This window comes from Pseudomonas sp. CFBP13528, from assembly GCF_005233615.1.
Lineage (GTDB): Bacteria > Pseudomonadota > Gammaproteobacteria > Pseudomonadales > Pseudomonadaceae > Aquipseudomonas > Aquipseudomonas fluorescens_AM.
Genome location: NZ_QGAJ01000005.1, coordinates 17988 through 32759 on the forward strand (window position 1 = coordinate 17988; position 14772 = coordinate 32759).

A 14772-nucleotide genomic window follows, 5' to 3' on the forward strand; every position below is an offset into this window, starting at 1 on the left:
GTCAGCCCGTCACAGCTGGCCCAGCACCGGCGTACTCACCTGCACATCGGCATTTTGTCCACGGTTGCGCAGCAGATGGTCCATCAACACGATAGCCATCATCGCCTCGGCAATCGGTGTGGCGCGGATGCCGACGCACGGATCGTGACGGCCCTTGGTGATCACGTCGACCGGGTTGCCATGTACATCGATCGAGCGGCCCGGCGTGGTGATGCTCGATGTGGCCTTGAGCGCCAGGTGCGCAACAATCGGCTGGCCCGAGGAGATGCCCCCGAGGATGCCACCGGCATTGTTGCTGAGGAACCCCTGCGGGGTCATCTCGTCGCGATGCTCGGTGCCGCGCTGGGCCACACAGGCGAAACCGGCGCCGATTTCCACGCCCTTGACCGCGTTGATGCTCATCAGCGCGTGGGCCAGTTCGGCGTCGAGACGGTCGAAGATCGGCTCGCCCAGGCCCGGCTTCACGCCCTCGGCCACGACGGTGATCTTCGCACCGACCGAATCCTGGTCGCGGCGCAACTGGTCCATGTAGGCTTCCAGTTCCGGCACCTTGTCCGGGTCGGGGCAGAAGAAGGCATTGTCTTCGACGCTGTCCCAGGTTTTGAACGGGATTTCAATCGGGCCGAGCTGGCTCATGTAGCCACGAACGACGATGCCCTGGGTCGCCAGGTATTTTTTGGCAATGGCGCCGGCCGCCACGCGCATCGCGGTTTCACGGGCCGAACTGCGGCCGCCGCCGCGGTAGTCGCGTTCGCCGTATTTGTGATGGTAGGTGTAGTCGGCGTGGGCCGGGCGGAACAGCTCCTTGATCGCCGAGTAGTCCTTGGACTTCTGGTCGGTATTACGGATCAGCAGGCCGATGGCGCAACCGGTGGTGCGGCCTTCGAACACTCCGGAGAGAATCTCGACTTCATCGGGTTCCTGGCGCTGGGTGGTATGACGGCTGGTGCCGGGCTTGCGGCGATCCAGATCACGCTGCAGGTCTTGCACCGCCAGCTCGAGGCCGGGCGGGCAGCCGTCGACAATGGCGACCAACGCCGGGCCATGGCTTTCGCCCGCGGTGGTGACAGTGAACAGCTTGCCGAAGGTGTTGCCGGACATGCGGAGCGCTCCGTGAAATCAGTTGAATCAAGTCAACCGTAATAACTTAAGGCGGCCAGTATACGCAGGCTAACCGACTAGTTCATCCTCGAAACCTTACCGGTAGACGTTGGTCCAACCGGCACCTCTCCAATGATGGCGCGATGATGCTGCGAGTTCTGCTGTTCACCCTCACCTTGTTTACCGCCGCGGTCCAGGCCGCCTCCCCTGTCGTGCTGCAACGGCCCATCAGCCTGGACACCGGCAGCGGCGAGCTGTTTGGCTCGCTGCTGTTGCCGCAGTCCGACCAGCCCGTGCCGGTGGTGCTGATCATCGCCGGTTCAGGCCCCACCGACCGCAACGGCAACAGCGCCGACGGCGCGCGCAACGACAGCCTCAAGCGCCTGGCCTGGGTGCTGGCCCGACACAATATCGCCAGCGTGCGCTATGACAAACGCGGCGTGGCCGCCAGCCTTGCCGCGACCCCGGATGAGCGCAACCTGACCCTCGACGCCTACGTGGCCGACGCCGTGGCCTGGGGCAAGTTGCTCAAGGCCGACAAGCGCATGGGCCCGTTGATTGTGCTGGGCCACAGCGAAGGCGCGCTGGTCGCCGCCCTCGCCTCGCCGCAGTTGAACCCGGCCGGGGTGATTTCGTTGTCCGGCAGCGCCCGCCCGGTCGACCAGGTGATTCGCCAGCAACTGGCCGATCACCTGCCACCGGCCCTGTTGCTGCGCAGCAACGAAATTCTCGACCACCTCAAGGCCGGCCAGGTGGATGACGATGTGCCACCCCCGCTGGAAGGTATTTTCCGACCCAGCGTGCAGCCCTATCTGATCAGCCTGTTCCGCGCCGACCCCTCGGCAGCCTTTGCCCGCTTGAGCATGCCGGCATTGATCATCCAGGGCACCAACGACATACAGGTCGGCGTAGGCGATGCCCGGCAGCTGAAACAAGCCAAGCCCGACGCACAGTTGACCGTGATCGAAGGCATGAACCACGTGATGCGCATCGTGCCCAACAACGTCAAGCAACAACTGGCGTCCTACAACGACCCGAAATTGCCCCTCGCCGCCGAGCTGGGCGAGCGGGCAGTGCGCTTTATCAACGAACTTGCACCCCGTTAAGCGGCAATTGGCCTCCAGTCCTGGGGAAAACGGCCGATAAGCCCAGGGTCGACAGTAAAAAGACTGTCGGCTCGCAGGGCTTGGACAGGATCGCGCCGCATGACAACCACTGAAGCAACACCAGAATCCAACGCCGATATTCCGGCTGAAACCGAGGCCGCCGCCGCAGCAGCGCTGCCATGGGCGGACGTACACGCCGAACATTTCAAGATGCTGCGCCTCGCCCCGTTGGCCATCGACCGTGCGACCGGCGCGCGGCCCTTGCGGTTTGTGCAGTTCGGTTACGCCGAGCGCCATGATTCGCATCACAGTCTGTTGCGCCTGGTGATCCAGTTGCCCGGCCAGCGCGTACGGCGTGAGCAGAACCAGCTGGATATCTGGGTGGATCACGATAAACATCGCGTGCACTTCGGCCCGGGCAACAGCCTGGAAATCGAACCGGCCAACCGCGGTCTCGGCCGCTTCCTGGTGGCCCAGGCCGCCGCATGGGCCAAAAAGAAGTGGTCACACTACCGCGTCGATGGCGTGGACCTGGCCAACAAGGACGCGCTCAACGAAGCCACGCGCCTGCGCCGCGATCACTTCCTGCGCGTCCAGGGTTTTGACGTGGCCTATGCCGACGTGCAACACCTCAAGGGCAACGTACAGCCGGGCAAAGTCAGCGATGTGCTGGACAGCTGGAACACCGAGAAGGTGCAATTCGTGGAAATCCTCGAAGCTGCGCAGATGCTGCAACAGGCCGAGCACAACCTGGCCGAGCAGGAGGTGAAGCTGCGCAAGGAAGAGGAAAAGGTCCTCAAGTTCAAACGCGAGGACAGCGGGCTGCGCTTTACCATCACCTGTCTGGTGGCGTTTACCGTGTTTCAGGCGGGGCTGTTGATCTGGATTGCCACGCACCGGTAACAGACTGGAATGCAATCAAATGTGGGAGGGGGCTTGCCCCCGATAGCGGTGTGTCAGTCAACAATGCATTTACTGACACTGCCTCATCGGGGGCAAGCCCCCTCCCACATTGACCGAGTTAAACGCGCGCGGCAAAGACGGCCTGATGCTGGCGGCACTGCTCAGCAGTGAGCATGAACACCCCATGCCCACCCCGCTGGAAGTCCAGCCAGGCGAAATCCACTTCCGGGTACAGCGCTTCAACATGCACCTGGCTGTTGCCCACTTCGACAATCAGCAAACCCTTCTCGGTCAGGTGGTCCGCCGCTTCAGCCAGCATCCGCCGTACCAGATTCAAGCCGTCGTCACCGCACGCCAGACCCAGTTCCGGTTCGTGCTGGTATTCATCCGGCATATCGGCAAAGTCTTCGGCGTCCACATACGGCGGATTGGACACAATCAGATCGAAGCGCTGAGCCGGCAGCCCGTCAAAGCCGTCGCCCTGCACGGTATAGACGCGCTCATCGACGCCATGGCGCTCAATGTTCTGGTTGGCCACCTCGAGGGCTTCGAAGGACAAGTCGCCCAGCACCACTTCAGCCTCGGGGAATTCGTAGGCACAGGCGATGCCGATGCAACCGGAGCCGGTGCACAAGTCGAGAATGCGCGCCGGCGGCTGGGCCAGCCAGGGTTCGAAGCGGTTTTCAATCAGTTCGCCAATCGGTGAGCGCGGAATCAGCACGCGCTCGTCGACAATAAACGACATGCCGCAGAACCACGCCTCCTTGAGCAAGTAGGCCGTGGGCACGCGCTCATGGATGCGCCGATGCAGCAAACGCTGCACGTGGGAGATTTCCTCTTCTTCCAGATTGCAGTCCAGGTAGCTGTCGGCAATTTCCCACGGCAGATGCAGGGCGCCGAGCACCAGTTGCCGGGCTTCGTCCCAGGCATTGTCGGTGCCGTGGCCAAAAAACAGGTTTTCCCCATGGAAACGGCTGACAGCCCAACGGATATGGTCGCGCAAGGTGCGCAGGCGGGAAGTGATCACGGGGCAGACTCCTGGAAAAAACGACTGGCGATTCTAACAGCGTTCATCTGTACCGACGATGTACGAAACACCTCTGCCGTATGTCGGATTTCATCCAAATCACCCCTAATGACTTAAACAAGCCACCCTCTTGACATGGCTGCACGCCAGCAACGGCGTACCTTACGATGGTAGCGATTCACAGAACCGCTCAGCCAGTGGACAATGTCGCAAAAGCCCCCCTCACAGGAGCCCCAGAATGTCCGTTCCAAAGACGATGTTTCAACTCAGCGGTCGTGGTTACGCAGCTGCCAACCTTGCCCATGCGACCCTCGTGATCATCGACGCCCAGAAGGAATACCTCAGCGGCCCACTCGCCCTCTCGGGCATGGACGCGGCGGTCGGCAACATCAAGCAACTGGTGACCGCTGCGCGCAACGCCGGACGGCCGATTGTGCATGTGCGCCACCTGGGCACCGTCGGCGGCCTGTTCGATCCGCAAGGCGAGCGCGGCGAATTCATCCCCGGCCTCGAGCCTGAAGGCGACGAAACCATTATCGGCAAGCTGCTGCCCAGCGCCTTTCACGGCACCGGCCTGGAAAAACACTTGCAGGACCTGGGTTCGCTGGACCTGATCGTCTGCGGATTCATGAGTCATTCAAGCGTCAGCACCACGGTACGTGCCGCCAAGAACCTCGGCTTTCGCTGCACCCTGGTGGAAGATGCCTGCGCTACACGCGACTTGCCCTACACAGGTGGCGTGCTCAGTGCCGAACATGTGCAGCAAACTGAAATGGCCATCATGGCCGACAACTTTGCGACCCTGGCATTGACCAAAGATCTGATCTGATCGTCTCTCTGATGAGCGGTGTGCCCCTGTTCATTGCCCCGCTCATCCGCAAAGCCTGCTCATTTCGCGCATTTGCCTCGGGCACAGGAACAACCTGTGTATCTTCCGGTCGAAGGGCCGATACCCTGGAGGAAAGGTCGGAATGAAGATATCCGATGGTTTTGATGCTCGTCGCTTGCGCCCCAAGGGCCCGAGCAATTGGCGTCTGCGCCTGGTGGCGGGCATTGCCGCGCTGCTGGCGATCGTAGGTCTGCTGTTGGCTGGCGCTGGTGGCGCCGGTCTGTTTGGGCATTCGCCGGCACTTGGGGAACTGAATGCCAGCCCTGGCGGTTCAGCGATCCTGCTGGGGATCGGCCTGTTGGTGCTGTGGTTGGGTGTATGGCTATGGCGCAGCAGCCGTCGGAGAATGCGCCAGCCGTTGTCGTTGAATATCGCCTCGCACCTGATGAAAAAGCACGACTAATGGCGCTTGGATAGTATTTGCCACGCCGCAGCCGCCGCGATTTAGGTAAACTGCCCGCCCTGCGCGGAGGCTGCCATGCAAGACGACGATTTTTCCCTGTTCAAGAACGAGTTGCGCGGCGTCAAGCCGATCAAGCACGACCGCGCCGACACCGGCAAACCCAAGGCTGATCGGGCGCAAATCGCCAAGCTGCGCCAGGCCGCGACCGTGCGCACCGATGCCACCACCGTGGATGGTTTGTCGGATCAGTTCGTGATCGATGTCGGCCCCGAAGATGAGTTGATGTGGGCCCGCGACGGGGTGCAGGAAAGCCAGATGCGCAAGCTCAAGGCCGGCCAGATCCCGTTCGAGGGCAGCCTCGACCTGCACGGCATGACCGTGGAGAAGGCCCGGGAAACCCTGTGGGCCTTCCTCGCCGAAGCCACCAGGTTCGAAATCCGCTGCGTGCGCGTCACCCACGGCAAGGCCGTGCGGCTGGACGGCAAGCGGCCGATGATCAAGAGCCACGTCAACACCTGGCTGCGCCAGCACACCCAGGTGCTCGGCTTTACCTCCTGCCAGGCCCGCCACGGCGGGGCCGGCGCGGTGTATGTGATGCTCAAGCGCACCATGATGGAGGGGCGCGACGAGTAACAGACAAAAAGCCCAGCACTCTGGCTGGGCTTTCAATCAGAAAATCCGGGCTTTATTCGCCGGCGAACTCTTTAGCCTTCTTCTCTCTTGCCAGTGAAATCACGGCTTTTTGCATCGTGATTGCAGTATTGGCTGCGCTTCGATAGACCGCACGCTTTTCCTCCACCGAACAGCTTCGGAAAAAGTCGGACATGGTTGTAGAAGGGTATTTTTCCAGTGTTTCCGTAATTTCGCCTTTCATGGGGCTACTCCGGCCAACATTTGCTCAAGTTGTTCAGGATGGTAGGGCTGCCTGACCAGTTCGTCAATTTCGTCGGTTGACAGGTCAATACCAACCTCTGCATCGGTCCCGTCAGTATCCTTGAGAATCACATCGACCTGGATGTTCCCCAGAAGCTCGCGCTTCAATTGGCACACCGTCGCCTTGGATGCATAGAACTGGCGAACAAATTCCACGCAAGGGATATTTCTGCCTTCAATGGCCTCCCGTGCAAGCACGAATTCCCATGCCAGTTCCGGCTTTTGATACACATACATGATTTGAACTGACCGGTTTTTCTTGCCGAGCCCACGCTGGATGTTTTTTCGCGCAACGTCGAGATTCGCGAGAGTCCCATCCAGAAGAAATGACTGTCGCTGCTGATAAACGAGGTCGATGGCCCGCTCCACCATGACGGTTACGCCGCGCTGAAACAGGCTCGAATTCGCACCGTTATACTCAGGAAAATAATCCCTGAAGTCGTCAGGGTCGATACGAAGCGTTTTGGCCCCATGCGCCTCCATCAAATTGACAAAGGACTTCGAGACCTCAGTCTTACCGGCGCCAGGAGAACCCGCCATAAAAACCGAGACGGGATATTCTTCACCGGGATAGCGAGTCAAGCAGGCCAAATCCATGGCAATTCGTGTCCGATTCGCCTTGGCGAAGCCAACGGCACGCTCAGCAATACTTCGTTCCCGTGGCGTCATCACATACTCCTCACTGGAGGCCGACTTTAACATCGGCTTCGTCCGGGAATACACCTGTCGCCATACCTACGCTACTATGTGCGCCAATCACCAGCGCACACTGCGATATCGGCGCGGTAACAACGCTTCATATTGGTACAGGCATACACCGTACCGCTCTGAAACCCATACGGAAACAGTCCTGTGACATTGGAACAAAACTACACCGCGATTCTCGGCCAACTCGGCGAGGACGTCTCCCGCGAGGGTCTGCTCGACACGCCAAAGCGTGCCGCCAAGGCAATGCAGTACCTCTGCCGCGGTTATGAACAGACGCTCGAAGAAGTCACCAATGGCGCCTTGTTCAGCTCCGACAACAGCGAAATGGTGCTGGTCAAGGACATCGAGTTGTACTCGCTGTGCGAGCACCACCTGCTGCCGTTTATCGGCAAGGCTCACGTGGCGTACATCCCGAGCGGCAAAGTGCTGGGCCTGTCGAAGGTCGCGCGGATTGTCGACATGTATGCGCGTCGCCTGCAGATCCAGGAAAACCTCAGCCGCCAGATCGCTGATGCGGTGCTGGAAGTGACCGGCGCCCTCGGCGTGGCGGTGGTAATCGAGGCCAAACACATGTGCATGATGATGCGCGGTGTGGAAAAACAGAATTCGTCGATGATCACGTCGGTGATGCTCGGTGAGTTCCGCGACAACGCGGCCACCCGCAGCGAATTTCTCAGCCTGATCAAGTAAGTGGCTGTGTAGGAAAAACCGGCGTTCATCGCCGGTTTTTTTTCGCCCGCAAAATTCAGGTAAGCTGCGACCCCTTCTCCATGGGCAAGAGGCTTTCAGCCATGTTCGTCAAAGCACTTCGAGTCGGCCTCGGCCAGATCATCATCGCCGGCGACTTCCTGACCCGCCCGCGCAAAAAGCAGCGCCCCGCTGAACAACAGGCGCAGGTGAACGCAGCGGCCAAAGACCTGACCTTGTATCAGTTCCATGCCTGCCCGTTCTGTGTGAAGACCCGGCGCACCCTGCATCGCCTGAATGTGCCGGTCGCGCTCAAGGATGCGAAAAACAACGCGCAGGATCGCCAGACCCTGCTGGAGCAAGGCGGCAAGATCAAGGTGCCGTGCCTGCGCATCGAAGAAAACGGCCAGACCACCTGGATGTATGACTCCAAGGTGATCATTGATTACCTGGACAAGCGCTTCGCCGCGATCTGACAGACCCGCGAAGATCCATTGTGGGAGGGGGCTTGCCCCCTCCCACATTCAGTTCGGTGTTGGCAACTCCAGGTCCAGCAACGCCGACCCAAGACATTTGCCATGGGCATCCAGCGCCGTTGAGCGGGTCACGCCGCCGCGCAGGATGCCCGGCAACACAAAATTCAGCGCCTGTACATTGGGCAACTCGTAACGCCGGACCGGCGCAGCGCCTGGTTCCAGCAAATCGGCGAAGAACTCGGTAACACGCGCCACCGTAAGCTGCTGGCACAGCCACGGATAGTCTTCGGCGCGATAGGCAATGATCGAGATGTTCGACGTGTCGCCCTTGTCCCCGGTGCGGGAATGGGCCAGCGTGTGCAGTTTCATCCTTCAATCCTCGGTTTGACGTCGCCTCGGGGCAGCAGCAACGACGCCACCGCCACCACCTGGCGCACGCTCTTGCTCGCTCCACCACCGCCGGCCGGGCCGTTGGTGTAGAGGGTTTCCACTTCATTGCCGACGCGCACGGCGTCGCCGCGATCCGCACAACGAGCAGCGACGCGCAGGCGCACCTCCCAGGGCTCGACAGTGCTGCGCGGACCATGCAATGAGTCCATGCCGATCAACTCGGCGCGCACGTCCTGCATCTTCACGCCGGTCAGGTCCAGACGCTTGAGCACCACCTTCCGCGCCAATTGCGCCCGCGCGACAGCGCCTGGACCGCCGTAGGACATCTGTCCTTCGCCAATCCAGCCATCCAGATAACCGACGCTGACCTTCAGCTGCTCAGGCCGGGCACGACCGTCGGCCCCCTGGGCACGCACCCGGTCAATGCCCTCCTCGACAAAGCCCACCCGTGAAAAATCGGCCGTGACATCCGGGGTCAAATAGGCCGCCGGGTCGTGCACTTCGTAGATCAATTGTTCGCTGCAGGTGGCGCGGCTGACCTGCCCCCCGGAGCCCGCCACTTTGGTAATCAAGGCATTGCCGTCGGCGTCGACCTCGGCCAACGGAAAGCCCAGGCGTGCCAGGTCATCCACGTCCTTGCAGCCTGGGTCGGCGAAATAACCACCGCTGACCTGCCCCGCACACTCGAGCAAATGCCCGACCAGAGTGCCCCGGCCCAGGCGCAGCCAATCATCGGCGGCCCAGCCGAATTCAAACATCTGCGGCGCGAGAAACAGTGACGGGTCGGCCACACGCCCCGTAATCACTACATCGGCGTCAGCGCGCAAGGCCTCAAGGATGCCCTCCACGCCCAGGTAGGCATTCGCCGAAACCAGCCGTTCACCCAGTGCGCCCAGGGTCTGGCCGTTGTCCAGCAACTGCTCGGGCCGCAACGCCTGCAACACGTCGTCGCCCACCACGGCCACCACCTTGAGGTTCACGCCCAACTCATTGGCGATACGCCGCACTTCGGCGGCGGCCGACACCGGGTTGGCCGCGCCCATATTGGTGATCACGCGCAGACGCCGACGACCTGGGTGACGCCCGACAAAGGGCAGCACCCGGTGCATGCGCTCACTCAACAAGGGGTCGTAGCCGCCTGCCGGATCGCTGATACGCGCCTGTTGCGCCAGGGCAATCGTGCGTTCGGCCAGGCATTCGAACACCAGGTAATCCAGGTCGCCCTGTTCGGCCAGTTCCACGGCGGGTTCGATACGGTCACCGGAGTAGCCGGCGCCGGCGCCGATGCGCAAGGTTTTCATCTCAGATAACTCCTCTTAGATAACGCCCAAAAGCAGCGCGGTCAGGGTCATCAGCACCGACGCGGCAAACAGAAAAGGAATGCTGAAGCGCTGGTGATCGGCCAGTTCGATCTTGCACAGGCCCACCAGCAGGAAGGTCGCGGGGGTCAGCGGGCTGACCGGGAAGCCGGTGGTGTGCACGCCCAGCAACGAGGCCTGTGCCACTTGCAGCGGGTCGACGCCCAGCGCCTTGCCGACTTCGGCGATTACCGGCATCACGCCGAAATAGTAGGAATCGGGATCGAACAACATGCTCAATGGCATGGAAATAAAGCCCACCACAGCCGGAATCAGCTTGCCGTGGCCGGCCGGAATCTGCGCCACCGCCACTTCGGCAATCGCCTTGAGCATGCCGGTGCCTTGCATGATCCCGGTAAACACCCCAGCGGCGAGCAGGATACTGGCCATGGTCAGGGCCGTTTTCGCATGGGCGTCGATACGCGCGCGCTGGGCCTCGACATTGGGGTAGTTGATGCACAGCGCGACGACGGTGCCGAGCATGAACATCACCACCGGGTCGACCCAGCCGGCGATCATCACCACCATCACCAGCACGGTGAGCACCAGGTTGACCCAGAACAGCCGTGGACGGCGCAGCTTGATATCGTCGTCACTGAGCACCCGTTGCGGCAACGCGTCCACGCGGGAACCGACGCCCAGGCCCAGGCGTTTTTCTTCCCGATGGCCCAGCCACCAGGCGCAGGCGAACACGAAGATCAGCCCGACAATCTGCACCGGGATCAGTGGCTGGAACAGGTCGGCCACCGGCACATGCAAGGCCGCGGACGAGCGCAGCACCGGCCCGGTCCACGGCAGGAAGTTGACCCCGGCGGCCATCGCACAGACGCAGGCCAGGATGCGCTTGTCGATGCCCAGCCGGGTGTACAACGGCAACATCGCCGGCACCGTTACCAGAAAGGTTACCGCGCCGGAACCGTCCAGGTGCACCAGCAGCGCCAGGGTCGCGGTGCCGACGACAATCCGTGTAGGACGCGTGCCGACCGTGCGCAGGATGCGATCGATGATCGGGTCGAGCATGCCGGCGTCGGTCATGATCCCGAAGAACAGGATCGCAAACACAAACATGCCCACTACCGGGGCGACGTTTTTGATGCCAGTGATGATGAACCCACTGGTTTGCAGGCCGAACCCACCGATCAGCGCGGCGATGATCGGCAAGGCAATCAGGGCCACCAGGGGCGAGAGGCGCTTGCTCATGACGGCGGCAAGCAGGCAGAGGATGGTTATGACACCCAGGGTTGCGAGCATGGGGTACTCCAGAGCGGCCTTGGTGGCCGGTTATTGTTTTCCCTGGAGTATTGGAAGCGGGTCAGTCTTTGTAAATTGGAATATTCGGCATGGTATGTTCGGAAAAACAAAACGAAGCGGCCCTTATGAAAAACAGCATTCAGCATATCCAGGCCTTCCTCGCCGTTGCGCGCACCGGCAGTTTCACCAAGGCCGCCAACGAGCTGCACCTGTCTCCCTCAGCCCTCACCGTGCAAGTCCAGCAGCTGGAAGACTGGCTCGGCGTCGCGCTGCTCGACCGCAGCCCGCGCCATGTGAGCATCACCGCCGCCGGCCAGGCGGCGCGTGGTCCCATGGAAAAATTGCTGCTGGACCTGGACAACATCGTCACCGGCTCGCGCGACCTGGCCGCCCTGCGCCGGGGTGTGGTCACCATCGCCGCCCTGCCCTCGGTGTGCGCCGGCAGCCTGCCGCCGGTGTTGCGCCTGTTTCGCGAGCGCTTCGCCGGGATTGAAGTGCGCCTGCATGACCTCGTGGCCCATCGCATACATGCCCAGGTGCGTTCCGGCGACGTGGATTTCGGCATCGGCGTGCGCGCGCGCCTGAGTCATGGCCTGGACTTCGTGCCGGTGTTGAACGATCGGTTGTGCGCGTTTGTGCCGCTGAACCATGGGCTGACGCGCTATCGATCACTGACCCTGGAGCAACTGGCGGACCAACCGATCATCCTCACCGGACGCGACAGCAGCGTGCGCGAGCAAGTGGACGCGCTGTTTGACCAGACACGGCTCACACTGAACGCGGGCATGGAAGCCAACTATATGTCGACAGTATTGGCATTGGTGCGCCAAGGGTTGGGCATCAGTGTGCTGCCGGAATCGGCGGCGGACAGCCTGGAGGGGTTGAAGCGGATCAACATCGATCATCCCGGCGTGAACCGGGAGATCGGGTTGATCAGTCGCAGTGGGATGGCATTGAGCCCGGCAGCGCAGCGCTGCTTTGACCTGCTGAATAAAAAATTAGCTGACTCACCATTGAGCTAAAGGTCGGAGAGGGCTTGGCGAACACCACCCTCTGTAGGAGCGAGCTTGCTCGCGAAAAACGTCAACGATAACGCGTGCTTCCTGAATGAACGCGGTGCCTGTGAGTTTTTCGCGAGCAAGCTCGCTCCTACATCAGGGCTTGCCCGCGCCTTTTAATTGCATGATCAGTCCAGCATCGGGACATGCCGAGGATGGCTGGCCACCCGCTTCAACCACGCCTGCACCGCCGGATACTGCGCCAGGTCAAACCCGCCTTCATGGGCCACATGGGTATAGGCATACAACGCGATATCGGCAATCGAATAGTGCTCGCCCACCAGATACGGCGTGGCTTGCAGCTGGCGCTCCATCACTCGCAACGCCTTGTAGCCGCCCTTGTGGGTCGTCTTGTATTCCTCAAGACGATCCGGCGGCATGTTCAGGTAGAACTGAATGAACCGCGCCACGGCAATATACGGCTCGTGGCTGTATTGCTCGAAGAACTGCCACTGCAACACTTGTGTGCGCAAACGCGGTTCGCTCGGCAAGAAGTCGCTGCCATCGGCGAGGAAGTTGAGAATCGCGTTGGACTCCCACAGGCAGGTGCCGTCTTCCAGCTCCAGCACCGGGATCTTGCCGTTGGGGTTCTTGGCCAGAAACTCAGGGGTCTGGGTGTCGCCCTTGAGAATATCGATATCGATCCATTGATACGCAATACCCAACAGGTTGAGCATCAATTTGATCTTGTAGCAGTTGCCCGATTTGTAATCGCCATAAACCTTGTACATGGGCTCCCCTTATGCCGCTTGACGCGCCCTGAACGAACGCTTGCGCCCACAAAGTGCGGGTATCGACGGTTTGTTTCAAGACATCGCACAGAATAAATCCGCTCGCCCGCTGTGAAGATGGCCTTTCATCCCTTTCCGCGTCAATAATCGAAAACATTATTTGCTTTATTTGTATACAAAAGCATAATTCGCTTCGTGCGAGTTCCTGACCTATCAGTCAACAAAACCCGCCAGCACCTCAAAGCGCTGTCGCCCACTCATGTGATCGGCGCTGGAAATAACAATAAAACGATTGAGGAGTACTCGCTGTGGATAGCCGCAAAACCGAAGCCCCAACCCTGGATCTCAGCCCGCCGCAGCACGGCTGGCTCGAACGCCTGTTCAAACTGCGCTTGCATGGCACCACAGTGAAGACCGAGCTGATCGCCGGCCTTACCACCTTCATCACCATGGCCTACATCATCTTCGTCAACCCCAACATCATGGCCGATGCGGGCATCGACCACGGTGCGGCGTTCGTCGCCACCTGCATCGCCGCCGCGCTGGGCTGCCTGTTGATGGGCCTGTACGCCAACTGGCCGGTGGGCCTGGCGCCGGGCATGGGCCTGAACGCGTTTTTCACCTACACCGTGGTGGGCACCATGGGCTACAACTGGGAGACCGCCCTCGGCGCGGTATTTATCTCCGGCGTGCTGTTCATGATCCTGACCCTGTCGCGCATCCGCGAATGGCTGCTCAACAGTATTCCCGTGAGCCTGCGCCACGCCATGGGCGCCGGGGTAGGCCTGTTCCTCGGCGTGATTGGTCTGAAAACCGCCGGGATCATCGTCGACAGCCCGGCGACCCTGATCAAGCTTGGCTCCCTGCACGAACCCGCGCCGTTGCTGGCGGCGGTGTGTTTCCTGCTGATCGCCATTCTCAGCTATCACCGCGTGTTCGGCGCGATCCTCATCAGCATCATCGCCGTGACGCTGGCCGGCTGGGGCCTGGGCCTGGTGCAGTACAACGGCATTCTCTCCACCCCACCGAGCCTGGCGCCGACCTGGATGGCGATGGACGTGATGGGTGTGTTCAATGTGAGCATGATCAGCGTGGTATTCGCTTTTCTTTTTGTACACATGTTCGACACGGCGGGTACACTGATGGGCGTTGCGCAACGTGCAGGCCTGGTGAACGCCGACGGCAAGATCGACAACCTGTCCCGCGCGCTGAAGGCCGACAGTGCTTCCAGTGTATTCGGTGCCATGGTCGGCGTGCCGCCAGTGACCAGCTACGTGGAAAGTGCCGCCGGCGTTGCAGCCGGTGGCCGTACCGGGCTGACCGCTGTAACGGTAGGCGTGCTGTTTGTGGCGGCGATGTTCTTCGCGCCGCTGGCCGGCATGATTCCCGCCTACGCCACCGCCGGGGCGTTGATCTACGTGGCAATGTTGATGATGGCGAGCATGGCGCATATCAACTGGGATGAAGCCACCGACAGCATTCCGGCGATCGTCACCGCGATCATGATGCCGCTGACGTTTTCGGTCGCGGACGGTATTGCCCTGGGCTTCATCACCTACGTGGCGCTCAAGGCCGGCACCGGCAAGTACCGCGAGATTTCCGTGAGCCTGTGGGTGCTGTGCGCGATCTTTATTGCCAAGTTTGTGTTTTTGTAAAAGCAGCGGCAAGTTTTCAGCGGCAAGCTGCAAGCTACAAGCTACAAGCTACAAGCTACAAGCTATAACTTGCAGCTTGAAGCTTGAAGCTTGAAG

At 60.9% G+C, this 14772-nt stretch carries 17 protein-coding genes; 9 read left to right on the forward strand and 8 right to left on the reverse strand.

Translation table 11 applies throughout. The features are described 5' to 3' along the window. Window positions 1-9 precede the first annotated feature (9 nt). On the reverse strand, window positions 10-1101 hold the full coding sequence (aroC, locus tag PspCFBP13528_RS11970) for a chorismate synthase (protein ID WP_101218577.1): 1092 nt from the start codon (window positions 1099-1101) through the stop codon (window positions 10-12). Window positions 1102-1244: 143 nt separating this feature from the next. Between aroC and PspCFBP13528_RS11975 the strand changes: the two genes are divergently transcribed. After that, window positions 1245-2207 carry an alpha/beta fold hydrolase gene (locus PspCFBP13528_RS11975; protein WP_137200290.1) on the forward strand — a complete coding sequence of 321 codons (963 nt, stop codon included), beginning with the start codon at window positions 1245-1247 and terminating at the stop codon, window positions 2205-2207. A 99-nt stretch (window positions 2208-2306) separates the two neighbouring features. Then, window positions 2307-3110, forward strand: a complete 804-nt coding sequence (locus PspCFBP13528_RS11980; protein WP_065950246.1) for a hypothetical protein — start codon at window positions 2307-2309, stop codon at window positions 3108-3110. A 118-nt stretch (window positions 3111-3228) separates the two neighbouring features. On the opposite strand, the gene prmB is transcribed toward PspCFBP13528_RS11980, so the two are convergent. After that, window positions 3229-4137 (reverse strand): 50S ribosomal protein L3 N(5)-glutamine methyltransferase, encoded by a 909-nt coding sequence (prmB, locus tag PspCFBP13528_RS11985; RefSeq protein ID WP_101218575.1) that lies wholly within the window; start codon window positions 4135-4137, stop codon window positions 3229-3231. Window positions 4138-4375: 238 nt separating this feature from the next. Here prmB and PspCFBP13528_RS11990 point away from each other — a divergent pair, with 238 nt between their 5' ends. From PspCFBP13528_RS11990 to PspCFBP13528_RS12000, 3 genes are all read left to right on the forward strand, one after another. After that, window positions 4376-4966 carry a cysteine hydrolase family protein gene (locus PspCFBP13528_RS11990; protein ID WP_065950248.1) on the forward strand — a complete coding sequence of 197 codons (591 nt, stop codon included), beginning with the start codon at window positions 4376-4378 and terminating at the stop codon, window positions 4964-4966. A gap of 142 nt (window positions 4967-5108) precedes the next feature. Beyond that, window positions 5109-5429 carry a hypothetical protein gene (locus PspCFBP13528_RS11995; protein WP_137200291.1) on the forward strand — a complete coding sequence of 107 codons (321 nt, stop codon included), beginning with the start codon at window positions 5109-5111 and terminating at the stop codon, window positions 5427-5429. A 75-nt stretch (window positions 5430-5504) separates the two neighbouring features. Then, window positions 5505-6062: a Smr/MutS family protein gene (locus PspCFBP13528_RS12000; protein WP_065950250.1), complete on the forward strand. Its 558-nt coding sequence runs from the start codon at window positions 5505-5507 to the stop codon at window positions 6060-6062. Window positions 6063-6114: 52 nt separating this feature from the next. Here PspCFBP13528_RS12000 and PspCFBP13528_RS12005 read toward each other — a convergent pair whose 3' ends face one another. Beyond that, window positions 6115-6303 carry a hypothetical protein gene (locus PspCFBP13528_RS12005; RefSeq protein ID WP_065950251.1) on the reverse strand — a complete coding sequence of 63 codons (189 nt, stop codon included), beginning with the start codon at window positions 6301-6303 and terminating at the stop codon, window positions 6115-6117. Next, window positions 6300-7031: a zeta toxin family protein gene (locus tag PspCFBP13528_RS12010; RefSeq protein ID WP_137200292.1), complete on the reverse strand. Its 732-nt coding sequence runs from the start codon at window positions 7029-7031 to the stop codon at window positions 6300-6302. Before PspCFBP13528_RS12010 ends, PspCFBP13528_RS12005 begins: the two co-directional genes overlap by 4 nt. A gap of 183 nt (window positions 7032-7214) precedes the next feature. Here PspCFBP13528_RS12010 and folE point away from each other — a divergent pair, with 183 nt between their 5' ends. Then, window positions 7215-7760: a GTP cyclohydrolase I FolE gene (gene folE, locus PspCFBP13528_RS12015; RefSeq protein ID WP_057721411.1), complete on the forward strand. Its 546-nt coding sequence runs from the start codon at window positions 7215-7217 to the stop codon at window positions 7758-7760. 101 nt (window positions 7761-7861) lie between these two features. After that, window positions 7862-8233, forward strand: a complete 372-nt coding sequence (locus PspCFBP13528_RS12020; protein ID WP_065950252.1) for a glutathione S-transferase N-terminal domain-containing protein — start codon at window positions 7862-7864, stop codon at window positions 8231-8233. 48 nt (window positions 8234-8281) lie between these two features. Here the strand turns inward: PspCFBP13528_RS12020 and PspCFBP13528_RS12025 are convergent, their stop codons facing one another. The 3 genes from PspCFBP13528_RS12025 to PspCFBP13528_RS12035 are packed head-to-tail and all read right to left on the reverse strand — an operon-like array spanning window position 8282 to window position 11232. Beyond that, on the reverse strand, window positions 8282-8602 hold the full coding sequence (locus PspCFBP13528_RS12025) for a hypothetical protein (RefSeq protein ID WP_137200293.1): 321 nt from the start codon (window positions 8600-8602) through the stop codon (window positions 8282-8284). Next, entirely contained in the window at window positions 8599-9924 is a 1326-nt protein-coding gene (locus PspCFBP13528_RS12030) for an acyclic terpene utilization AtuA family protein (protein ID WP_137200294.1), read from the reverse strand. The genes PspCFBP13528_RS12025 and PspCFBP13528_RS12030 overlap by 4 nt, the downstream gene beginning before the upstream one ends. Before the next feature lie 15 nt (window positions 9925-9939). Beyond that, complete coding sequence (locus PspCFBP13528_RS12035; RefSeq protein ID WP_137200295.1) at window positions 9940-11232, reverse strand: citrate:proton symporter; 1293 nt, start codon at window positions 11230-11232, stop codon at window positions 9940-9942. Window positions 11233-11357: 125 nt separating this feature from the next. Between PspCFBP13528_RS12035 and PspCFBP13528_RS12040 the strand changes: the two genes are divergently transcribed. Continuing rightward, window positions 11358-12254 carry a LysR family transcriptional regulator gene (locus PspCFBP13528_RS12040; protein ID WP_065950283.1) on the forward strand — a complete coding sequence of 299 codons (897 nt, stop codon included), beginning with the start codon at window positions 11358-11360 and terminating at the stop codon, window positions 12252-12254. Window positions 12255-12418: 164 nt separating this feature from the next. On the opposite strand, the gene PspCFBP13528_RS12045 is transcribed toward PspCFBP13528_RS12040, so the two are convergent. Continuing rightward, window positions 12419-13021, reverse strand: a complete 603-nt coding sequence (locus tag PspCFBP13528_RS12045) for a glutathione S-transferase family protein (protein ID WP_065950256.1) — start codon at window positions 13019-13021, stop codon at window positions 12419-12421. Window positions 13022-13329: 308 nt separating this feature from the next. Here PspCFBP13528_RS12045 and PspCFBP13528_RS12050 point away from each other — a divergent pair, with 308 nt between their 5' ends. Then, the gene (locus PspCFBP13528_RS12050; RefSeq protein WP_065950257.1) at window positions 13330-14676 is read left to right on the forward strand and encodes an NCS2 family permease; all 1347 of its coding nucleotides are present in this window, start codon (window positions 13330-13332) and stop codon (window positions 14674-14676) included. Window positions 14677-14772 lie beyond the last annotated feature (96 nt).